Source organism: Streptomyces cavernae (assembly GCF_004023625.1).
Lineage (GTDB): Bacteria > Actinomycetota > Actinomycetes > Streptomycetales > Streptomycetaceae > Streptomyces > Streptomyces cavernae.
Map to the genome: position 1 here is coordinate 66,366 of NZ_RPDJ01000043.1, position 20,636 is coordinate 87,001.

Below are 20,636 nucleotides of genomic sequence, written 5' to 3' on the forward strand. Positions count from 1 at the left end.
GGCGTCCCGTACATCACCACCCACACTCCCGGAGGGGTTGTGCCATGACTTCCACACCCGTGCCGTCGACGCATGCCCCGGACTCCGAAAGGCGGTCCGAGCAGTTCGTCTCCCACGTCCTCGAACTCTGTGAGAACAACCGAACCAAGTCCGACCTGCGGTCCGGGCTGGGCCTGCCCGTGGAGCGCTGCAATCGCATGCACCGCTACCTCGTGCGACGCCTGCCCGAAGCGCAGCATCGTGACGCCCGGCGCGCCCACTACGGTGTGGCCGCGCTGATCGCGGCGCGGCCGCCGCGTGCCCGCGAGGCGGACGCCGAGCGCGCCGCCACCGCCGACAGTCAGCCATCGCTGGAGTGGCGTGCACGGCCCAACCTGGGCGCGAGTCTTGCGGCCGGCGTGAACGCGGGGCTGATTCGCCCCGGTACGGCCGAGAGCCATCTGCACTTGTTCAGCCGGCAGAGCAGCGACGCCCTACACCAGCGACTGCCCGCACTCACCAGGCACCTGCTCGGCGGCGGCATCAACGTCGACTGGGCGGTGCTGCTGGAGGACCTCACCTGGTGGAACCGCGACCGCGACACGCGCGCCACCCGCTGGATGGACGCCTACTACCGCGCCCTGGACGAACGGGCCGACGCCGACGAGACGCCCGACAACCCCACCGATGAGACCAACTCGCCCAAGGAGAACCACTGATGGCCCTCTACCTCGACCTGAACGCCATCCAGTCCGTGCCGGTCGCCAACCTCAACCGTGACGACCTCGGCTCACCCAAGACCGTCCGCTACGGCAACGCCGACCGCATCCGTGTCTCCAGCCAGTCCTGGAAGCGGGCCATCCGCCACGACATCGAGACCGAACTGGGCGAGAAGGCCGTCCGCACACGTCTGATCCCGACCAAGGTGCGTGAAACGCTCGAGAAGAAGGAAGGCTGGCCCGGCGACCTGGCCGAGTTCGCCGGGGGACAGGTGATCGCCTGCCTGGCCAGGAAGGGCATCACCCTCGACAAGAATGGGCGCAGCAGCGTGTTGTTCTTCCTGCCGGCCAGCGGCCTGGAGGAGCTCACCGCCCTCTGCGTGGAGCACCGGGAGGCGCTGGAGAGCAACCTCGGCAAGAAGAAGCCGGGCAAGACCCTGCCGCCGGATGAGGTGGAGGCGATCCTCAAAAGCCGCACCGGCTCCATCAGTCTGCTGGGCCGCATGCTCGCCGACCTGCCGGGCGCCAACGTCGACGGTGCCGCCCAGGTCGCCCATGCCTTCACCGTCCATGCGGCCGAGCCGCAGCGCGACTACTTCACCGCTGTGGATGACTGGCTCGGCGAGGCCGAGACCGGCAGCGGCCATTTGAACACCGGCGAGTTCAGCGCCGGAGTCTTCTACCGCTTCGCCACCGTCAACATCGGCGACCTGCTCAAGAACCTCGACGGCGACCGGAAGACCGCCCGGATTCTGCTCGCTGCTTTCGCCGAGCACTTTCTGATGTCCCTGCCTCAGGCAAAGAAGAACAGCACCGCCCCGCACACCATCCCCGACCTCGCCTACCTCGCCGTCCGCGCGCAGCGCCCGCTGTCCCTCGCCGCCGCGTTCGAGACCCCGGTCCGCGACACCGACGGGGGCTTCGCTTCCGCCTCCCGCGCTGCTCTCGCCGACTACGCCGCCAGCATCAACCGCCTCACCGGCGACCGCCACCGGCCGTTCCACGGCCATGCCTCCGTCACGGACGACGCTGTCGACCTCGCACCACTGGGCCGGTCCCACGAGTCGTTCTACGACCTGATCGACGCCGCCCTCGACGCATCCCTGCCCAGCGACGGAGAGCAGGAGTGACCGGCCTTCTGCTCCGCTTGGCCGGCCCACTGCAGTCCTGGGGCGAACGCTCCGCATTCGCTCGGGACCGGGACACGGCCGGCCTTCCCACCCGCTCCGGCATCATCGGCATGTTTGCCGCGGCCGAAGGCATCCCTCGCGACGATCCGCACGCGCTCGCCCACTACGAAACTCTTCAACTGACCGTACGCGTCGACCGGCCTGGCGTGCGCCTGGTCGACTACCACACAGTCGGCGGCGGCCAGCCCAAGGAACGCACCGCGGCTACCAGCACGGGCGGCAACAAGGGTGCGGCCGTCATCACCAACCGCCACTACATGGCCGACGCCGTCTTCGTCATCGCCGTCACTGGTCCCGACCAGCGCATCGCCCGCATCGCCGACGCCTTGCACCAGCCGCACTGGTCCCCTTACCTGGGCCGCCGCGCCTGCGTCCCGGACGAGCCGTTCCTGCTGCGAGCTTCCGTCAACGACCCGGTCGAGGAGCTGCTGCGGCACGTGCCGCTCAGCCCCGATCCCGCCCGGCCAGCGGCGACTGACGGCACGATGCCGGTCATGTTCCTCTGGGAGCAGCCGCCCGACGCTCAGCCGGACCCGGACGTATTCGCTTTCCTCCACGACACCCCACGCAGCTTCGCCCAGCACGGCCGCAGCCACTCCAAACGGCACATCTACCGCACCGTGGAGCAACTCCCCGCCGCGCTCGCGGCCCCGGACCATGAGCGAACCTTGCACCAGCACCTGGTCGACTACGCCCTCAACATCCCCACATCGAAGGAGGTTCCCTCATGACCACCAGCGCCGTCCTCGCCCGCATCCGCCTCAACCCGCACAGCCGGGAAGTACAGCGCGACCTACGCGACGCCACCCAGATGCACCGCACACTGATGCGTCTGGTCCCCGACTCCCTCGGCGACACCCCGCGCCATGCCGCCAGCATGCTCTACCGCATCGACGAGACAGACCGGAGCAGCACGGTCATCGTCCAGGCCGCCACACCCCTCGACCCGGCCCGCCTGCCTGTCGGCTACGGACACACCGACACCCGGGACCTCAGCCCCATGTTCGCCGCTTTCAAGAAAGGCCTCGCCGTCCGATACCGCATCGTCGTCAATCCGGTCAAACGAGAGCGACTGCCCCTCGACCAGAAGGGCAAGCGCGGAAAGGCCATCCCCCTGTCCGGCCCGGATGCCGACCAGTGGTGGACCCGCCGCGCCACCGCATCCGGACTGGAAATCCACACCGTGATCCCCACCCCCCTGACACCCATCCGCGCACGAGGCGAGAACTCAGGCATGCGGCACAGCCTGATCCGCTACGACGGCACCGGCCTGGTCACCGACCCTGAAACCCTCACCCACGCCGTCCTCACAGGCATCGGCCGCGCCAAGTCCTACGGCGCTGGACTGCTGAGCCTCGCCCCGGCAGCCGCAGCGTGAGCGCACAGAAAAGGGGCGGCGACGCGCGCAGACGCCTCGCTGCCCCCACCCTGGCAATGCTTCCTCGCGTTGCCGACTCCCTGTCGTTCCTCTACCTCGACATGGTCCGCGTCGTTCAGGACGACACCGGCGTCTGCGCGCAGATCCAGGTCGGCGACAACCGGACAGACCTTGTTTACATTCCTACCGCCGCGCTCTCTTGCCTGCTTCTCGGCCCAGGCGTCTCCATCACCGCCCCCGCCCTGACCACTCTCGCCCGCCACGGCACAAGCGTGGTGTGTGTTGGAGCAGGAGGTGTGCGAGCCTACGCGGGCATCCTCCCCGACTCCCTCACCACACACTGGCTCGAACAGCAGGTCGCCGCCTGGGCTGATCCCGCCCGACGCCTCACCGTCGCCATCCGCATGTACGAGATGCGCTTTGGAGACGCCGAACTGCCCGACACCGTCAGCCTGGAGCAGCTGCGCGGGATGGAAGGCCAGCGCATGAAAGCCTTGTACAAGATTTTGGCCCAGCAGCACGGCATCGGCCGCTTCCGCCGCAACTACCACCCCAACCAGTGGCACGCCCAGGACCCCGTGAACCTCGCCCTGTCCGCCGCGAACACAAGCCTCTACGGCATCGTCCACACGGGGCTCCTTGCTCTCGGCCTCTCTCCCGCGCTCGGCTTCGTCCACGCCGGTACACAGCATGCCTTCGTCTACGACATCGCCGACCTCTACAAAGCGGAAATCACGCTTCCCCTCGCGTTCGCCCTCCACGAGTCGTCCAACCCAGAGCAGGAGGCCCGGCGCCGCTTCCGCGAGAACCTCCAGCTCCTGCGTCTCCTGCCCCGCATCGTCCGGGACGTCCAAGCCCTCCTGACACCAGGGACCTCCGACACCGTCTCCGACACGGAGGAGCGCTCCGAGCGATGTGACGTCGAGATGGTCCACCTGTGGGATCCGAAAACAGGTGTGCTGCCAGCAGGCGTTAACTATGCATCAGGCGGTGCCTGATGCCATCCATGCTGGTGATCGCAACGACAGCAGTTCCTGACCACCTGCGCGGCGCTTTGAGCCGGTGGACCAGTGAAGTCGTTCCCGGAATCTTCGTGGGAGCCGTCTCCGCCCGCGTACGCGATCAACTTTGGCAGGCCGTCACCGATACAGTCGGCAACGGTGCAGCCGTCCTCATCCACCCAGCTCCCACAGAACAGGGCTATGCCATCCGAACCGCAGGCACCCGGCGCCGCGTCCCTGTCGACTTCGACGGCCTCACCCTCATCCGTATGACAGCAGCCCCCAAGGTAAATTCCGAGCAAAGCCCTCCTTAAGCTGCAGGTCACGAAGTGTCCTCCCCGCCGACGCGGGGGTGTTCCGCCGTTCTTGAACTTGTCGAAGCTCTTGTTGGCGTCCTCCCCGCCGACGCGGGGGTGTTCCGTGGAGGGCGGCATCAAGATCGCCCCGCATGCGGTCCTCCCCGCCGACGCGGGGGTGTTCCGAGGACGTGATCGGGTGCATCGATGCCGCCCGGGTCCTCCCCGCCGACGCGGGGGTGTTCCGGACTCCGCGAGCGCCAGACACGCAGCACGGGAGTCCTCCCCGCCGACGCGGGGGTGTTCCGTCGGAGGCCGCGACCGGGACTGGTGAGGCGGCGTCCTCCCCGCCGACGCGGGGGTGTTCCGGTACGGGGCTCGTCACGGCCCCGGGGGTATGCGTCCTCCCCGCCGACGCGGGGGTGTTCCGAATTGCCCGCAACCCGTGCTCGGCGAAAACGGGTCCTCCCCGCCGACGCGGGGGTGTTCCGCCAAGGGCACCGCCGCCGAAACCGCGGTCGTCGTCCTCCCCGCCGACGCGGGGGTGTTCCGTGTGGGACCCGGGACGTCTCGGCTTCCCTTTCGTCCTTCCCGCCGACGCGGGGGTGTTCCGCCTTGTGGTCCCTCCTGGCCGACGTGATGGAGGTCCTCCCCGCCGACGCGGGGGTGTTCCGATAGCGGCTCGTGTTGAGGCGCTGCGCCGTGAGTCCTCCCCGCCGACGCGGGGGTGTTCCGATGATTGTGGCTTACGCCCAGTCGACCAAAGCGTCCTCCCCGCCGACGCGGGGGTGTTCCGAACTCGGTGTTGTGGCAGCGAGGGCAGCGGAAGTCCTCCCCGCCGACGCGGGGGTGTTCCGGCACGTTCGCCATTGTGAAAGAACACCGTGAGGTCCTCCCCGCCGACGCGGGGGTGTTCCGCCGTCAACCGCGGCGACGGCAAGGACCCGTGGGTCCTCCCCGCCGACGCGGGGGTGTTCCGTCGAGGAAGGCCTGCGTGAACGTCCCCAGCGAGTCCTCCCCGCCGACGCGGGGGTGTTCCGTGGCCCGACCTGATCGACCAGGCCAGTAGGCCGTCCTCCCCGCCGACGCGGGGGTGTTCCGAGCTGGACCCAGGCTGCAGACTCCTCGAGGGTGTCCTCCCCGCCGACGCGGGGGTGTTCCGGCTCTTCGATCGTGAGTTCGCCGGGAGGAACTGTCCTCCCCGCCGACGCGGGGGTGTTCCGCCGGCCACTCTGTTATCTCGATCGCTGGGGCGGTCCTCCCCGCCGACGCGGGGGTGTTCCGGCTCAGGACGAGCTGATCTCCTCCGGGCTCGCGTCCTCCCCGCCGACGCGGGGGTGTTCCGGACAAGGCTTCATCGAGACCCCCACTGCCCCCGTCCTCCCCGCCGACGCGGGGGTGTTCCGAACATGCGGGAGGCCCTCAAGCCGGGGGCGGCGTCCTCCCCGCCGACGCGGGGGCGTTCCGGTGCCCGCCAGGGCCGCGCCGGCCGAGATGGAGTCCTCCCCGCCGACGCGGGGGTGTTCCGAGAGCTGCCGGATTCTGACGCGAGGGGGTGGCGTCCTCCCCGCCGACGCGGGGGTGTTCCGTCGGCCCACTGGTCACCGAGGGAGATCCGGAAGTCCTCCCCGCCGACGCGGGGGTGTTCCGAGAACATCATGGCGGTTACCGCCCCTCTGACAGTCCTCCCCGCCGACGCGGGGGTGTTCCGATGGAGCCGGAGCAACTGGCCGCGCTGAGGCGGTCCTCCCCGCCGACGCGGGGGTGTTCCGCGTTGCGCGTGAATCTGGAATGGGCCGCCACCGTCCTCCCCGCCGACGCGGGGGTGTTCCGGAGCCAGCGGAGGAGCCCGGAGGTCTGTTCGAGTCGTCCCCGCCGACGCGGGGGTGTTCCGATCTTCGATTACGTCAAGAACGGCTACAGCGCGTCCTCCCCGCTGACGCGGGGGTGTTCCGATCACCGTGACGCCGGGCTCGATCTCGTTCAGGTCCTCCCCGCCGACGCGGGGGTGTTCCGGCCCCACCGCCGGGGAAGGGACGGTGAGGCGTCCTCCCCCTCGACGCGGGGATGGTCCGCTGGTTGTCCGGCACCCGGAGTCGATGGGCTGATCCTCCTCGTCGACGCGACGCCGCAACCGGGGCCCGCCCCGCTCCCAAGAAGCCCAGCAGGACGCCACGTCATGACGGTGAGGGACCCGTCGGCAGGTCATGAGGCGTCTGGTGTGTGTGCCGTCCAGGGCCGTCGAGCGGTGGTGTGGTGCAGCGTCGGTCCTTGGGGCTGTGGGCTTGGCTTCGCTGGCCTGGAGGATGGCGAGGCCGGTGTGCTCCGTCTGCTGTAGTACTGAACGGCCGCAATCACTCTGGGCGGAGGGCGATTTATGCGTGTCAGTAACCGGGCGAAGCGGCTGCATGCCCTGGCGTGGGAGCTCAACAAGCGTTTCTTTCACGCTGGTGTCTGAGGTTCACGGGGTGATCGACGCCGCGTCGGCTGGCCTGCAGGCGCGGGTAAGGGGCGAGGCGCAGGCCTCATAGCCTGGGCGGCGCTGGAGTCGACTGGCAATCTGGACGGGGGCCGGCAGGTCGTCGAGCTGGTCGCCGGGGACCGCTCGATGAGGGGGCCAAATCTCTCTGCGATCTTGGGAAAGACGAGTCCGCGCCAGTGTCAGTCCGTCGGGCCCTATGCGAAGCGCGGAGTGTCGGCGGGAGAGGTCGGGGCGGGCGCGGTGCCACCGTGCGGGGTGTCGCCAGCGACCGGCGCACAGTGCCCAGCCCGGCGTGCGGCAGCCGCTGGAGCAGCCGTGGGCGCTCGCCGCGCACCTGCCACGAGGCCCTGCGGGACGGCTACCTGTACCGGCTGCTCGCCGCGCCGCCCGAGGAGAGCCGGTAACAGCGGCAAACGGCGGTCGTACTCAGTGAGGTGCGGCCGCTGGAACTGCTGCACCTGCCGCTATGATCCGCGTCGTACCGAATGTCAGGTAGCGACCCCGCTTTCGTCCCCCACAGAAACCGGCCGAGCAGCGCCTGCCGCAGTCATCTCGCTGCACGTGAAAGGCAGACATGACCCGCCGGTTCCTTCCTGCCATATCCGCCTGCGCGGCCGTGCTCCTTGCCGCGGGCTGTAGCAGCCCCGCCCCGCAGCCCACTGCAGCAGCCCCCGCGGTCACGGTCACCCAGACCATCACGCTCACCCCCACACCGACATCAACGCCGGTAGCCAGCCAGGCCTCGGCCATCCCAACGCCGACCGTCTCCCCGGCACCCGAGGTGGCCCCGGCCCGCATCCCGCAGGGATCGGTCGCCCTGACCGAATGGCACAACGGCGACGCGACGAACGAGTGCGTGAACGTCATGACCGTCTACGAGAACCGCTCAGACACCGCAGTCATCTCCATCACCCAGAAGTTCCAGACCATGTACACGCCCAAGCACGCCGACGGCGAGTACCCCGACGACGTGGACGGCCCGGTCAAGACGCTCACTCAGGACGCCGGCATCGCCCCATACGGGACCCGGACCCTGTACTGGCAGGTGTGCGCGCCCGAGCTGGCCTCCAAGCAGAACCCAGTTCCGCCGGACGGCACCGACTCGTTCATGTCCGAGATTGGCGCCCAGCCTCGCGCCATCGTCTGGAACTGGGCGCAGTAGCTCAACCCGGTTTGCGGCTGGCGCCAGACGTCTCACCGCTTCGCTACCCCGAGGAGAATCAGGCGCGGAAGGGGCGTCCGGCTGGACGCTCGACAAGCCCCCTACCGGCTGCTCACCGCGCTCGTCGATGCCGAGAACCTCCGCCGTGCCCACCATGCCCGCGACGAGGTTGAGCGGCACGTCAAGATCCACCCCGACGTCAGGCATGTCGGCCCTATGCGAAGGGCGGAGTGTCGGCAGGGGAGAGGTCGGGGCGGGCGCGGTGCCACCGTGCGGGGTGTCGCCAGCGACCGGCGCTGTCCCTGGCGACATCGACGCCCACCTCCACGACAAGGTCCGGTTGGACGAGTGTGACGTGCAAGGGCTCGCGCGTGCCCCATCCTGCGGAGAACGTCCAGCCCGTCCACGGATGGTCGTCTCCGGCCGGGGTGAGCAGCGGGGCGATGGCCCGGCCTGCGGTCTGCGGGAGCGTGGTGCTGCGGCCGATGAAGCGCAGGCGCCCGTCGGCGTCGTACCGGCCCAGCAGTAGTGTGCGGGGCGTCGCCCGGGGACCGGTGAACGCTCCGACGACCGCTTCCTCGGTCTCGCGAGCCTTGTACTTGCGCCACCCGCGAACCGACGGCTCGTACAGGCCGTCCAGCCGCTTGAAGACAACGCCTTCAAGGCCGACCGCCGTCCACCGGGTCAGCCACTCGCGGACGGTGGCCGCGTCGGTGGTCGACGGGCACAGCGCCCACGGCGCGGAGAGCCGGTGCTCGGCGAAGAGAGTCTCGAGTCTCGCCCTGCGGCGCCTGTAGGGCCACCTGGTCGTGTCAGTGCCCTCGACCCTCAGGAGGTCGAAGGCGACGAAGTGGGCGGGCCACTGTTCGGCGAGCCGGGCAGCGCCGGCGCGCCGCTGCAAACGACCCTGGAGCCGCTCGAAGGCGAGACATCCGGACTCCCACACCACCAACTCCCCGTCCATCGCCGTCGCGTCCGGCAGCTGGGCAGCGGCGGAGCGCACCTCAGGAAAGGCAGGCGCGAGGTCGGTGCCCTTGCGCGAGCGCAGTGCCACGCGCCCGGCGTCCACGGAAAGCATCGCCCGCCAGCCGTCCCACTTCACCTCTGCGGCCCACCCCGGGGGCAGCTCCGGGTCGGACACGGGGGCGGCAAGCATCGGTTCCGGCAGCGTCCACATAGATCCTGCATTCCACGCGGGCCGCACGTTTGCGTTCCATCCACGACGTCCCTAGGCCGAAACCATCCAGACGCCTGCAAGATCCGTCCATATGCGAGGGATGACCGGCTGCTGATCGGGATGCTGGGCGTTGCGTCCTTGGTGCCGACGGGCACGGAACAGGCTGCTATCGGCGCCGAGCCGGGCGGTGCGGCCGCAGCCAAACTCACCGCAGGACTGGCCTCTTGCCCGTGCGGAAGGTGCCGAACCGGTGGCCGCGCTGGCGTACACGCCCGCCGGTGAACCCTGTCCCCGCCGTCAAGCGCCCGCCTTCGCTTTACCTGCGGGAGGTCGGGGCACTGCTGTACATGGACCGTGTGAGCCGACGAGGCTGAGAGCCGTTCTGGTGACCGAGGCCGCGGTGTGAGACTCGGTCATTTCGGAAGATCAGCATGTCGCCCGGCTCCAGACGGATCTGCACGCGGTGGTTTTCAAGTGCTGGTCCGCGCAGGTAGTCCAGTGCCTTCTGCAGGGCGGGGTTCTCCGCGGTGTTCCAGGTCTCGGTCGGCCCATCCGAGAAGCGGGTGAGCAGCGTTCCGTCTACCCAGCCGAAGGCTGGCCCAGTGGCGCGTAAGCGGGTGGGTGCGGCCTCCGAGATGGTCGCGAAGCGCGTCAAAGCCTCAGGGTGGAGAAGGCTTTGCGCAGCGGCCTCGTGGGCCGCCGAGAGGTCCGTGAAGGCGTCGCAGGAGAAGAACAGCTCCGTCCCGCCGCCGGAATGCGCCTGCGTGAGGCAGTGCAGGATGGTGGTCTTGATGCCGCCGAGTGGCTCCAGCAGCCCGTCGACGTGGAAGTGCTGCGCCGGCGTCTCGGACCACGGCTGCACTGACGCGGCGTCCCGGGGGATCTGGTTGTACGGCCCCGCCTGGCCCACCGCAGCACGGACTTCCGCGTCCCGGTAGAGCAGAGGTGTGTAGGCGTCAGGCAGTCCCAGACGTTCGGCAACGCGCCGGTGCGCCTCGAAGGGGTCGTCGGTGGGCACCGGCGCGGAGATCACCGCGTACCCGCGCCCGTTCACTTCGGAGATCAGTTCAGAGTCTGTCACGGCCGATTCCCCTTACGTTCGATGATGCCCGCGGCTTTCCGCGCCCGTCGACGTGTGCGCATTCGCTCCATCCGCGACGCCTGTGCCTCCGGGCCGGGTGTCATTTCCGGTCGGTGGCGTGACCAGGGCAGATGTCTGCTGTGGCCAGCACCTATCCGCGGAAGCGCGGGTGGTCGGCCCAGCCTTGGTGCCGCGGCGCCCGCTGTGCAAGCGGGTTGGGTCAGGAGGCAATCCGAGGCAATGCGAGGCAATGCGAGGCAATGCGTGACGGGTACCGCAGACATCCCATGTGGGCAGAAGGTGGCGTCTCAAGGACGCCGGGAGCGATCTTCGGCCTCGGCTCCCGGAATACACGGCCATGTGCGGTCAGCGAACGGCCATGGCAACACGCAGTTCCGCACGCCCCACGGGCAGGGGTCCCCTTTTCCGACACCGGAGGTGTTGAGATGAGCTCAACAGCGCGCACGGCCACGGCAGAGCCGACGGAGGCCGCCGCCCGCAGCGACGCGTTACTCGGTCACATCCAGCCCCTCGGAGAGGGCCGATGACCGGGAACAAGGCGCCCCTCGTGCTCGGGGGATCCACGGTTCGCCACCACGGTGTCGGTGGCACCCGCGGCTTCGTCGTTGCCCCCGTGCGGCACCTGTCCACCCGGGTCCCTCCTACTGCCGGGCCTCACATCCTGATCGCACGCGACCTGACACCCGCAGACACCGCGGCCCTGGACCTCACCGAGATCGCTGCGTTCTGCACGAGCGCCGGAGGCCCCACCTCCCACGCCGTGCAGGTCGCCTACAGCCTGGGCATACCCACCGTGGTTGCCGCTGGCGACGGGATACTGGCCGTCCCGGAGGGGCAGATGTGCGCCCTCGACGGCGACACCGGCACCCTCTACGCCGGATTGGCGGGCAGCGACCTGGACGCCGCGACCGCCTACCGAGACCGCGATCGCGCACACGTCCGCCCCAGCGCCGCCGCCGGGATCCCACCGGTCACCCTCTCCGGGACGATCATGCGATCGTCTCAGGCCGCCGAGCTGCGTGCGGCCGGTGCCCACGGCATCGGTCTGCTCGCCACCGAGATGCTGTTCCTCGGCCGCGAACAGGACCTCACCGACGAGGAGGCGCACTACCGGGCCTACCGCGAGATCGCCCGCGCCGTGGGAGACGCGCCCGTGACGCTGCGCACCCTGGACATCGGCGGCGACAAGAACATGCCCGCGCTGGACCTGCCCCGCGAGGACAACCCCTTCCTCGGGGTGCGCGGCCTGCGCCTGAGCCTGCGCCGCCAGGACCTGCTCCTGCCGCAACTGCGGGCGGCCTACCGAGCGGCACGCGACGACGGGGCCCGCTTCCGCCTGATGTTCCCGATGGTGACCCGAGTCGAGGAGTTCATCCAGGCCGCGCAGACAGCACGGGAGGTCCAGGCCGAACTGGGGGCCCCTGACCTTGCCCTGGGAGTGATGGTCGAGGTCCCGGCCTGTGCCCTGGCCGCCGACCAGTTCGCCGAACACGTCGACTTCCTCAGCATCGGCACGAACGACCTCGCCCAGTACCTCACGGCGACTTCCCGCACGAATCCGGCCCTCGCCCACGACATCGACCCCCTGCACGTCGCGGTCACCCGCACCGTGCGGTCGGTGGCCAAGACCGGCGCCGCCCACGGCATCGCGGTGTCCGCGTGCGGGGGACTGGCCGGCGACCCCGTGGGCGCCGTCGTCCTGGCGTCCCTGGGCGTCACCGGCCTCACCGTCGCCGTTCCCTACCTCCCGGACGTGCGCGACGCACTGTGCCAGGCCGACGCCTCCACCCTGCGCACGATCCGCGACCACGCGCTCGACACCGGCGGCAGCCGGCACCTGCGGAGCCTTGTCACCTCGCTGCTCGATCTCTGAGCAGACCCGCCACCTCCCTGCCCCGCTTCACCCACCTGTACCCGCCGTCATCACGAGACGGCCCCGGAAGGGACGACCCATGTCTTCAGCACTGCGGCCGATCAGCATCCTGCTGGTCGGCGGCTGCGGCCACTGGGCCGCGGCCGAGAACCACTTACCGGCCATCCTCACCCTCAAGAAGCACGGCGCCGCTGTCCGTCTGGCCGCCATCTGCGACCCCCGTGACCCCTACGACCCGGCACTCCTGGGGCACATGCCCTACCTGAACTCCGTCGTGACGGAGGACCGCCCCGCATGGATCCGACCACAGCCGGGTGAGCCGACCGAGCAACTCGAGTGCCGGCTGCAGCAGGCCCACCGCGAGCACCACTTCGACGTGATCATCGTGGCCTGCGACCCCGTCGCCCACTTCCCCTACCTGAAGTGGGCGACAGACCAGGGCATCCACGTCCTGTGCGACAAGCCGATCATCTGTGTCGAGGACGCCGCCTGGAACCCCGACCGTGCCGCCGAGATCCGCCGCCAGTTCGACGCGCTGCTCCGCGCCCACCGCGCGCAGCCCGGCCATCTGTTCGCGGTGCCCCTGCGGCGACGCGCCAACGACGCCTTCGTGCGGGCCGGTCAGCTGATCCGGGACCTCCACGACACCCACCAGCAGCCCCTGACCATGGGCCACATCAACGTCTACGGCGGGCACTTCCGGCTGCCCGAGGAGTACGCACTGGGCCAGGCGCACGGCTACACACACGGTGTGGGGGCGCTCGCCTTCTCCAGCTACCACTACCTCGACGAGATGACCCGCTACCTCCTGCTCGCCCCCGGCCAGATCACCGGCCTGCGCCTGACCCTGCAGTACGTCCGCCGCGTCGGCGACCACCTGGCGAGCGGACTCAACGACGCCCTCGGCGCGCTCCTGCGGCCCCTGTCCGAGGCAGAGCTCCCCGACGTGAAGCTGGACGACCGCACCCTTCTGGCGGAGATGGACTTCGCCTTCACCGTGGAACTGCTCAACGCCCGACAGCAGTCCCTCGGAGTCCTCAACTACAGCTTCACCTCCAACTCCTTGTCCAACCGCCGCGTGGGTGTGCTCGCCCGTGACGCCGAGGGCTCGCTCGCGTTCCGCGAGAAGGGGCGGATGTCGCAGTACGTCATGGACCTGCACCAAGGCAACCTTCAGCACCTGCGCCTGACCAAGAACGACGCGGTCGGCGAGGCGTACCGCATCCGGCTGGAACACCGGCGCAACCCGCTAATCGGCGGCACGGGACGGCAGAAGACCGTCTACGACAACGCCCACGAGGCCAGCGCCGTCACCCCCCAGGACATCACCGCGGCGTTCATCACGATGGCCGCAGGCGGCACCCCAACCCAGGACGTCGTCGACAAGATCGCCTTCCTCGACGGGCAGCTCCTCACCCACCGGGTGTTCGCCGCCATGTACGAGCTGATCGCGGCCCACCACCACGACACGCGCCCCTGCCCGTCGGTCCTTATCGACATGCCCGTGACGGGCGGCACAACCGCAGGCAAGGAGGCATCGTGACCGCCCAAGCCGCGGACCACGGCATCCTGTTCTACCCCCGCGGCGGATCGTCCCTGGTCGTGAAGTACCTGACGGAACACCTCCGGGCCGCAGGCCGCCCCGCCCGGGTCTTCGCAGGATCACTCGGCGCACCCGGGCTCTACTCGCACGCGTGGACCTTCTACGACCCAGCCCACCTGGTCGTCTCTGACTACAGCCCCGCCGTCGCCGCCCACACCACCGGCCAAGACCCCCTCCTGGAACCCGTTCCTCTGCACCCCTCCTACGAAGACCGTGGCGACGTACCGGACCGGCTCTTCTCCGCGGTGTCGCCCCGCACCAACGCCCTCGTCGAGGACTACTGGACGCGGCAGTTCGCCGCACACGACGCCGGCGCGGGAGGCCTGCTCCACCTACACCACCTCACACCGCAGCACGCCGCCGCCCGCCGACTCGACCGCACCGTGGTGACGACCCTGCACGGCACCGAAATCAAGTTCCTCGCCGCCGCACAGCGCCGCATACGCCTGGCCGCCGCCCACGGCCTGACCGTCGCCGAGCTCGGCCATCGCTTCCGGACGAACCCGCGCGCACTGCTCTCCCTCATCGGTCGGCGCGACGAGGCGGCGGCGCGCGACGCCGAGCAGCTGCTCCGCGACCGCTGGGACAACTGGATCCACGCCGACTTCTGGACCAGGACCCTGCGGGAGCACGCCCACAGCAGCGAGCGCATCATCGTCATCTCCGAGCAGGACCGCATCCTCGCGCAGTCGCTCCTCCACGTCCCCGACGATCGACTCGAAATCATTCCCAACGGCGTCGACACCGTCCGCTTCCGGCCCGGCCCCACCCTCAGCGACACCGAGAAACGCACCCTCCTGCACCGCTGGCTGGTGGAGAACCCCCAAGGCTGGCTTCCCCACCAGGGCCCCGGCACCCTCGCCTACACGCAGTCCGACGTCGACCGCATGCTCCGCGACAGCAACGGCCGACCGAGACCCCTGCTGCTATGGATGGGCCGCTTCCTGGCCTTCAAGCACCTGGACCTGCTCCTGCACAGCTTCGCAGCCCTCCGGCAGAGCGCACCCGTCCGCCCCGCCCTCCTGGTCCTGGGCGGCTACCCCGGCGAGTGGGAGGGCGAGCACCCGCACACCCTGGCCAGCCGCCTCGGCATCAATGACGACGTGTACTTCGCCGGATGGCGCCCGCACAACGACCTCATCGATGGCCTGCGGGCATGCGATCTGTTCACGGCTCCCTCCGTGAACGAGCCCTTCGGGCTGGTCTACCTCGAGGCGATGGCCTCTGGAACGCCCGTCGTCGCCTCGGCCAGTGGCGGCCCCCTCGGTTTCGTCCGACCCGGTGGGCCCCGGCCCACAGGGTGGCTACCCGCCCCCGGTGACGCCGACGACCTGCACGCCACGCTGCTTGGCGCCCTGACCCACCCGGAGGAGATAGCACGCCGGGGACGCAACGCTCGCGACTTCGTTGTCCGGCACTACAGCTGGCAAACCATCACTGACCGGTACGCGCAGATGTACGACCGCGTCCAGGCAAGGGCCCGCGCATAGACCGGGAGTCTTCCTAGGCCTGGGCCGGGCCCCGCCGAGATCGGGGGGCCCGGCCCAGCGACGTCCTCCGGCCCCGTGCGGCAGCCGCCTAATGGCCGAACTGGCACGGAGGCTCACATCACGCCGTGCCGCGTACCGTCCTGCGGCCCACGCTCATATACGTGAAGCCGAGCGAGCCCATCTGCTGCGCATCGAGCAGATTGCGTCCGTCGAAGATCAGCGGGCGAGCCATCGCGGCCGCCGCCTTCTCCCAGGCGACCTCCCGCAGCTCCGGCCACTCCGTCACGATGATCACCGCGTCCGCGCCGGTCATGGCTTCCAGAGGCGTGGCGTACCGAGTGGCCACCGACCACGGAGCAGTCTCAAGCGGAGGGGCGAGCGGATCCCAGCAGCGGACCGCCGCACCCTCGGCCAGGAGCCGGGAGGCGAGGATCGTGCTCGGGGCCTCGCGTACGTCATCCGTTCCCGGCTTGAACGCGATGCCCAACAGAGCGATGGTCCGGTCAGCGAGAACGCCGTCCAGCTCGTCCTTCAGTCGCTGGACAGCCCGCCGTGGCTGGAGGTCGTTCACCTCGATCACGGAGCTGAGCATCTGGAAGCTGTACCCGGAATTGCTGGCCATGGCCCGCAGCGCCCGGGAGTCCTTGGGGAAGCAGCTACCGCCCCATCCGACACCGGGCTTCATGTAGTGGGGCCCGAGCCGGTGGTCGAGGCCCACTGCGTGCACGACGTGCTCGACGTCGGCGCCCGTGGCCTCGCAGATCGTCGCGATCTCGTTGGCGAAACTGATCTTGGTGGCGAGGAGTGCGTTGGCGGCCAGCTTCACCATTTCCGCCGATGCCACGTCCATCGTGACGACCGGTCCGTCCACACCCTCGTGCAACTGAGCGACCAGCTTCGCGGTCTCGGGGTCATCGGCACCGATCACCACGCGGTCCGGGTGCATGAAGTCGTGCACCGCATGTCCCTCGGCGGTGAACTCGGGGTTCGAGGCGTACCCGACGTGCTGAAGCCCGCCGCGGTCCATCGCGGCCCTGACCCGCGCACCGGTCCCCACGGGAACCGTGGACTTGACCACCACCGCGGCCAGATGACGGGCCTCACGCAATGTGCCGATGACCTGCCAGATCCTGGACAGGTCGGCGTCTCCGGACGGTGTTGGAGGGGTGTCCACGCACACGTACACAACGTCCGACTCTCGGACGGCTTCCTCTGCGTCGAGGGTGAACGTCAGACGGTCAGCGTTCTCCGCGATCAGTTCGGCCAACCCGTCCTCATGGATCGGGACACCGCCGTTCTGGAGAATGTCGATGCGCTCCCTCTGGATGTCACGCACCACGACGTCATGCCCCAGGCTCGCGAAGCAGGCGCCGGTTACGAGGCCGATGTAGCCCGCACCGAAAACCGCGACTCGGCGTTTCTCCAGCATTGGTCCGTTCACCCTTCTGGACTCGAGAGCCCCTGCCCCTCAGCCGGATTCGACCATAGAGCATGCGGTACGCGTGATGGTCAGGACTGCGCGCAGCGCAGTGCCATCGGCCGGATCGTCCAAGCGCCGCCCGCCGTCCCCGACTTCCCGGAGTACGAGGGGCCGCCGGGGTAGCGTGACGATCACCGGACCTGCCGTGGAGGAGAGGGAGTTCGTGGCTGCGAGTGTGGAGGATTTCTTCGCCGGGGTGGAGAGCCGCCAGCACTCCTGGCCTGCGGGCCGGGATGACCTGCACTGGCATCTCCTGCACGACGCGGCCCTGGTGGAGGAGCAGCTCCTTGTCCCTTACCGGGAACTGACCCATCGTCCGGGCCTTGCGCCGGTTCCCGCCAGGTGGATTCACACAACGGTCATGCACGGCGGCCCGGTCGACCAGTACACCGCCTCGGAGATCACCACCATCGTCGAGCGGGTCGGCAAGTCCTGCACCACGATCGCACCGTTCGATCTGATCTACGACCGGCCCTCGTGCGGCATGGTCGGGGTGGAGTGCGTGGCGCGTCCCGGCGCGCCGGCCCGCCGCTTGTGGGAGCTGACCACCGGCATCGACGCCGACGTGACAGGCGGACGATTTCCACGGATCCCGGCCGACAGCTACTACCCCCACGCATCGCTCGCCTACGGGGTCGGCGGACCCGAGCGTGCCGACCGTCGCGCGATGAAGGCCTGGTTGTCCGACCACCCGGGCGGCCCTGTCGTGCTCCGGGCCACGCACCTGTCGCTCGTCGCCCAGCGCCACGACCGCCGGCATATCACCTGGGACCCGATCGCCGTCGTCCCGCTGGCCCTTGAGGTCTAGGCCCAGCATTACGGCAGCGACCGCGTGTGCCGGTGTACTGCCACCGCCGGGTGCGCGGCCGACGCCTCGCCATCCTGCTCGACCCGAGAACCGGTCGCTCCACCGACTGGAAAGCAAAGGCCCGCACCGTCAAAGATCAGGGAACCGCGGCTGGACCCTCCCTATGCCTCCCTATGCCTGTGGTGTGCCGCCCTCTTGCACTACAGGCCCCGATGCGCAGGACACTGGTGAGACGGGATCAGGTCGTGCAGGCACGGGACGGGGGACCGACGTGAGCGCATCCGACGCAGAAGATCTGCTTCGGCGTGTACTCGACCTACTGGGATGCCGCAACCACGGCACATTTCTGCGGCGCCTGGCAAGGCACCACGAAGCGCTCGGTTTCGGGCCGATGGCCACCCGGCCAGAGAAGGTCTGCCGGTGGAAACGCGGGGTGCGCCCCGACCGCTACGCCGAGGCGGCCCTAGCCGACCTGCTCGGCGTGCCGATCGAGCAGGTCCGCGCAATGGGATGGCCGCACTGGCTGCGTCTAGCCCTGACCGACGACCAGGTCCTGGTGACGACCCCGTGGACCCCAGCCGGTGCGCTCACCGCACTGGACCACTTAGGAAGGCCAGCGGACATGGACCGACGGGCAGCACTCTTCAGCGGCGGCGTCATGGCTGCCACCCTCGCGAGCTGGGCCGCGGCCTCGCCGGCCAGAGCCGTTCTCGCCTCCGACCGCACCCGCGTGACCACCCGATCCGCCGACCTGATCGACGGCCGCCTTGCCGCCCTGCGCCTGCTCGACGACGAGATCGGCTCTGGACAGACCTACGCACTGGCCAGCACCGAGCGCGCCATGATCACCGAGGTTCTGCGCACCCGCTCCTACAACGAGGACACCGGCCGACGCCTGTTCTCCGCCGCTGCTGAAGCCTCCCGCATCTGCGGCTGGGCGGCGTTCGACTCAGGCGCCATAGCCGAGGCGGAGCGCCACTACCTGGGCGCCGCGCGGGCCGCCGCCACAGCCGACGACCCCGTCGTCCAGGCCAACGTCCTCTCTTTCTGGGCGATGGCCCGCTACAGCGGCGGCGACACCTCCGGAGCACTTGCGGCCGTCGAACACGCACTCACCGGTGCCAGAAGGACCGGCTCCCCCCGAATGATCGCCATGCTCCACGCACGTGCGGCCCGCGCTCACGCCAAGGCCGGCGACATGCCCGCCAGTCTCCGCTCCGAAGGAGAAGCCTTCGAGGCTTACGAACACGCTGGCAGCCCAGAGGAGGACCCGCCGTGCGTGTACTGGGTCAGCCGAGCGGAACTGCACAGCTGGGCCGCCAGTAACGCCTCCGACCTGGGCAACCCCCGCCGCGCCCTGACGCACTACGCCGCCATCGCCTCCGCCGAGCCCGACGACGCCTATCCCCGCTCGCGTGCCCTACGCCTGACCCGCACCGCGGATGCCCAGCTCGCACTCCGTGAGGTCGACGCCGCTGTCCACTCCGCCAACCAGGCGGTGCAGACCATGGGAGGCGTCACCTCGGCACGGAGCACCACCATCCTCACCGGCCTGCGCGTCAAGCTGGCCGCCCACCAACAAGTCCCCGCCGTCCGCAACTTCCTCGAGCGCAGCAGCTAGGAGAGCGGCCAGATGCGGACCTGGTCACTCCGCCTCAGCAGGCCTACGTCGGCGGCCGTTCGCCCGGCTGAGGCTCATTCCGCCCTTCCTGCGCAACAGGGTTGTGGTGCATGGTGGGCAAGTGGCGCCAGAACCCCCAGTGACGGCGCCCTTCGGGCCCTGCCACTCACTGCGAGCGGCAGGGCCGAAACCGATCCTCCCGGCCCTGGGAGGATCCGTGGCTTCCTCAGCCAGCCAGGCCAAGCCCGCTGTTGGGCTTACAGAACTCGCAGGCCTCCGCCGCGATGACGTCGTCCTTGAGCGCTGTCCGTGCGTCTTGCGCGCAGATCGGCTTGGGCTCCCGCTGCGCCACGGCGCAGGCGGCAGTGTGCACGATGGGCGGCCGTGGGTGCTGAGGCCCGAGCTTCGGCTCGATCCGGTAACCCGTTGCCGGGGGACGACTGGTCTGCTTGGTAGGGCGCCCCCGCGGCGAGGTGGAGCGGTTGTCGGCTGCCGCCAGGGCCCGCTGAACGGTGGCGCGTTGTAGGCGCAGGTAGGTGCCGACAGTCGCGTTCTCGGCGACCTGCTGGTCTAGGTGCGCGAGGATCGCCCGGAGGCGCTGCGGATCAGGCGGCAGGCCGTTCATGTGTTCGATTTTAGGGACCGTCTGGCGTCATGGAAGACCAGGAGATGCTCGCGAAATCCGCCACTTCCTCTCCCCGGAGCCTCCTACAGTGACCTCATGAACATTCGCTGGGGTGGCTCGGTCTGGGAACTGATGCTGGTGAAGCGCGCGGTCGGGACAGCCTTGTCGAACTCGGCAAGCGGCGGATACAGCACGCTCCTGCGTGACGGCGCCCGGAACTTGGTCGGCCACGCGGACCTGCTCAACGGGAGACGAGCCGTCGCTGGGCTTGTCGCGGTCTCCGCCGTAGCGGGCAGTGTGCTCACCGTCGCCACCATGAAGGCGACGCCGCACCTCAAGACGAAGCTCCGCCCCGCGGCCCAGGACAGGGCAGAGGAGGGGGCAGAAGCCACCTCCGACACCCCTGATGAGGAGCCGGAAGCTCTCAAGGGGCCGCGGCTACGCGCTGTCTGACCTATCCACTCCAACGGACTGGTAGGGCGCCGGTAGCGATCAACCTTCGGCGACACACGCTCAAGGTTCGCTGACACGGGAGTGCGCCACGAAGTGCCGCGTAATCGAGTGGAGGTGAAAGGCCGACACCGCCGGGCCGTCGCAGCGGCCTGGTGAAGCTGGGGGCAGCCTGACCCGGGGAACGCCGGGGAGGGTGG

General features: G+C 69.5%; 18 protein-coding genes and 1 CRISPR repeat array. Of the genes, 14 read left to right on the plus strand and 4 right to left on the minus strand.

Features of this window, described 5'->3' with window-relative positions:
* Positions 1-44 precede the first annotated feature (44 nt).
* The 8 genes from casB to EF387_RS38725 all read left to right on the plus strand — a co-directional run bounded on the left by casB (position 45) and on the right by EF387_RS38725 (position 8,207).
* Positions 45-698, plus strand: a complete 654-nt coding sequence (gene casB, locus EF387_RS38695; RefSeq protein WP_128381289.1) for a type I-E CRISPR-associated protein Cse2/CasB — start codon at positions 45-47, stop codon at positions 696-698.
* On the plus strand, positions 698-1,828 hold the full coding sequence (cas7e, locus tag EF387_RS38700) for a type I-E CRISPR-associated protein Cas7/Cse4/CasC (protein ID WP_128381290.1): 1,131 nt from the start codon (positions 698-700) through the stop codon (positions 1,826-1,828). Before casB ends, cas7e begins: the two co-directional genes overlap by 1 nt.
* Positions 1,825-2,619 (plus strand): type I-E CRISPR-associated protein Cas5/CasD, encoded by a 795-nt coding sequence (gene cas5e / locus EF387_RS38705; protein ID WP_128381291.1) that lies wholly within the window; start codon positions 1,825-1,827, stop codon positions 2,617-2,619. The genes cas7e and cas5e overlap by 4 nt, the downstream gene beginning before the upstream one ends.
* Positions 2,616-3,266, plus strand: a complete 651-nt coding sequence (gene cas6e / locus EF387_RS38710; protein WP_128381292.1) for a type I-E CRISPR-associated protein Cas6/Cse3/CasE — start codon at positions 2,616-2,618, stop codon at positions 3,264-3,266. The genes cas5e and cas6e overlap by 4 nt, the downstream gene beginning before the upstream one ends.
* 56 nt (positions 3,267-3,322) lie before the next feature.
* The gene (cas1e, locus tag EF387_RS38715) at positions 3,323-4,264 is read left to right on the plus strand and encodes a type I-E CRISPR-associated endonuclease Cas1e (protein WP_128381293.1); all 942 of its coding nucleotides are present in this window, start codon (positions 3,323-3,325) and stop codon (positions 4,262-4,264) included.
* Complete coding sequence (gene cas2e / locus EF387_RS38720) at positions 4,264-4,581, plus strand: type I-E CRISPR-associated endoribonuclease Cas2e (protein ID WP_128381294.1); 318 nt, start codon at positions 4,264-4,266, stop codon at positions 4,579-4,581. Before cas1e ends, cas2e begins: the two co-directional genes overlap by 1 nt.
* A 17-nt stretch (positions 4,582-4,598) precedes the next feature.
* A CRISPR array of direct repeats spans positions 4,599-6,638; the repeat unit is 29 nt; unit sequence GTCCTCCCCGCCGACGCGGGGGTGTTCCG.
* 655 nt (positions 6,639-7,293) lie between these two features.
* Entirely contained in the window at positions 7,294-7,449 is a 156-nt protein-coding gene (locus EF387_RS46870) for a hypothetical protein (protein ID WP_155589810.1), read from the plus strand.
* 170 nt (positions 7,450-7,619) lie between these two features.
* On the plus strand, positions 7,620-8,207 hold the full coding sequence (locus EF387_RS38725; RefSeq protein ID WP_128381295.1) for a hypothetical protein: 588 nt from the start codon (positions 7,620-7,622) through the stop codon (positions 8,205-8,207).
* A 214-nt stretch (positions 8,208-8,421) separates the two neighbouring features.
* Here the strand turns inward: EF387_RS38725 and EF387_RS38730 are convergent, their stop codons facing one another.
* Together EF387_RS38730 and EF387_RS38735 are read right to left on the minus strand one after the other, a co-directional pair.
* Positions 8,422-9,363 carry an ATP-dependent DNA ligase gene (locus EF387_RS38730; protein WP_238431939.1) on the minus strand — a complete coding sequence of 314 codons (942 nt, stop codon included), beginning with the start codon at positions 9,361-9,363 and terminating at the stop codon, positions 8,422-8,424.
* Between the two features lie 337 nt (positions 9,364-9,700).
* Positions 9,701-10,465: a TauD/TfdA family dioxygenase gene (locus EF387_RS38735; protein WP_128381297.1), complete on the minus strand. Its 765-nt coding sequence runs from the start codon at positions 10,463-10,465 to the stop codon at positions 9,701-9,703.
* 544 nt (positions 10,466-11,009) lie between these two features.
* Here EF387_RS38735 and EF387_RS38740 point away from each other — a divergent pair.
* The 3 genes from EF387_RS38740 to EF387_RS38750 all read left to right on the plus strand — a co-directional run bounded on the left by EF387_RS38740 (position 11,010) and on the right by EF387_RS38750 (position 15,452).
* On the plus strand, positions 11,010-12,359 hold the full coding sequence (locus EF387_RS38740) for a putative PEP-binding protein (RefSeq protein ID WP_128381298.1): 1,350 nt from the start codon (positions 11,010-11,012) through the stop codon (positions 12,357-12,359).
* 79 nt (positions 12,360-12,438) lie between these two features.
* On the plus strand, positions 12,439-13,902 hold the full coding sequence (locus EF387_RS38745) for a Gfo/Idh/MocA family oxidoreductase (RefSeq protein ID WP_128381299.1): 1,464 nt from the start codon (positions 12,439-12,441) through the stop codon (positions 13,900-13,902).
* Entirely contained in the window at positions 13,899-15,452 is a 1,554-nt protein-coding gene (locus EF387_RS38750) for a glycosyltransferase family 4 protein (RefSeq protein ID WP_128381300.1), read from the plus strand. The genes EF387_RS38745 and EF387_RS38750 overlap by 4 nt, the downstream gene beginning before the upstream one ends.
* A 118-nt stretch (positions 15,453-15,570) precedes the next feature.
* Here the strand turns inward: EF387_RS38750 and EF387_RS38755 are convergent, their stop codons facing one another.
* A complete protein-coding gene (locus EF387_RS38755) occupies positions 15,571-16,881 on the minus strand; it encodes a UDP-glucose dehydrogenase family protein (protein ID WP_128381301.1) in 1,311 nt (436 codons plus the stop codon).
* Between the two features lie 214 nt (positions 16,882-17,095).
* Between EF387_RS38755 and EF387_RS38760 the strand changes: the two genes are divergently transcribed.
* Together EF387_RS38760 and EF387_RS38765 are read left to right on the plus strand one after the other, a co-directional pair.
* Complete coding sequence (locus EF387_RS38760; protein WP_128381302.1) at positions 17,096-17,740, plus strand: hypothetical protein; 645 nt, start codon at positions 17,096-17,098, stop codon at positions 17,738-17,740.
* Positions 17,741-18,131: 391 nt separating this feature from the next.
* Complete coding sequence (locus EF387_RS38765; RefSeq protein WP_128381303.1) at positions 18,132-19,361, plus strand: NsdA family TPR-like regulatory protein; 1,230 nt, start codon at positions 18,132-18,134, stop codon at positions 19,359-19,361.
* A 226-nt stretch (positions 19,362-19,587) separates the two neighbouring features.
* Here the strand turns inward: EF387_RS38765 and EF387_RS38770 are convergent, their stop codons facing one another.
* On the minus strand, positions 19,588-19,986 hold the full coding sequence (locus EF387_RS38770) for a DUF6233 domain-containing protein (protein WP_128381304.1): 399 nt from the start codon (positions 19,984-19,986) through the stop codon (positions 19,588-19,590).
* A 96-nt stretch (positions 19,987-20,082) separates the two neighbouring features.
* On the opposite strand from EF387_RS38770, the gene EF387_RS38775 reads away from it, so the two are divergent.
* Positions 20,083-20,439 (plus strand): hypothetical protein, encoded by a 357-nt coding sequence (locus EF387_RS38775; protein WP_128381305.1) that lies wholly within the window; start codon positions 20,083-20,085, stop codon positions 20,437-20,439.
* The last annotated feature ends 197 nt before the right edge of the window (positions 20,440-20,636 follow it).

Excerpts from the sequence above, each read along its gene's own strand:
- EF387_RS38730 (WP_238431939.1), bottom strand. The coding sequence starts at position 9,363 with ATGCTTGCCGCCCCCGTGTCCGACCCGGAGCTGCCCCCGGGGTGGGCC.
- cas2e (WP_128381294.1), top strand. The coding sequence starts at position 4,264 with ATGCCATCCATGCTGGTGATCGCAACGACAGCAGTTCCTGACCACCTG.
- casB (WP_128381289.1), top strand. The coding sequence starts at position 45 with ATGACTTCCACACCCGTGCCGTCGACGCATGCCCCGGACTCCGAAAGG.
- EF387_RS38775 (WP_128381305.1), top strand. The coding sequence starts at position 20,083 with ATGAACATTCGCTGGGGTGGCTCGGTCTGGGAACTGATGCTGGTGAAG.
- cas1e (WP_128381293.1), top strand. The coding sequence starts at position 3,323 with ATGCTTCCTCGCGTTGCCGACTCCCTGTCGTTCCTCTACCTCGACATG.
- EF387_RS38765 (WP_128381303.1), top strand. The coding sequence starts at position 18,132 with ATGGCCACCCGGCCAGAGAAGGTCTGCCGGTGGAAACGCGGGGTGCGC.
- EF387_RS38740 (WP_128381298.1), top strand. The coding sequence starts at position 11,010 with ATGACCGGGAACAAGGCGCCCCTCGTGCTCGGGGGATCCACGGTTCGC.
- cas6e (WP_128381292.1), top strand. The coding sequence starts at position 2,616 with ATGACCACCAGCGCCGTCCTCGCCCGCATCCGCCTCAACCCGCACAGC.
- EF387_RS38755 (WP_128381301.1), bottom strand. The coding sequence starts at position 16,881 with ATGCTGGAGAAACGCCGAGTCGCGGTTTTCGGTGCGGGCTACATCGGC.
- EF387_RS38725 (WP_128381295.1), top strand. The coding sequence starts at position 7,620 with ATGACCCGCCGGTTCCTTCCTGCCATATCCGCCTGCGCGGCCGTGCTC.
- EF387_RS38745 (WP_128381299.1), top strand. The coding sequence starts at position 12,439 with ATGTCTTCAGCACTGCGGCCGATCAGCATCCTGCTGGTCGGCGGCTGC.
- EF387_RS38770 (WP_128381304.1), bottom strand. The coding sequence starts at position 19,986 with ATGAACGGCCTGCCGCCTGATCCGCAGCGCCTCCGGGCGATCCTCGCG.
- cas7e (WP_128381290.1), top strand. The coding sequence starts at position 698 with ATGGCCCTCTACCTCGACCTGAACGCCATCCAGTCCGTGCCGGTCGCC.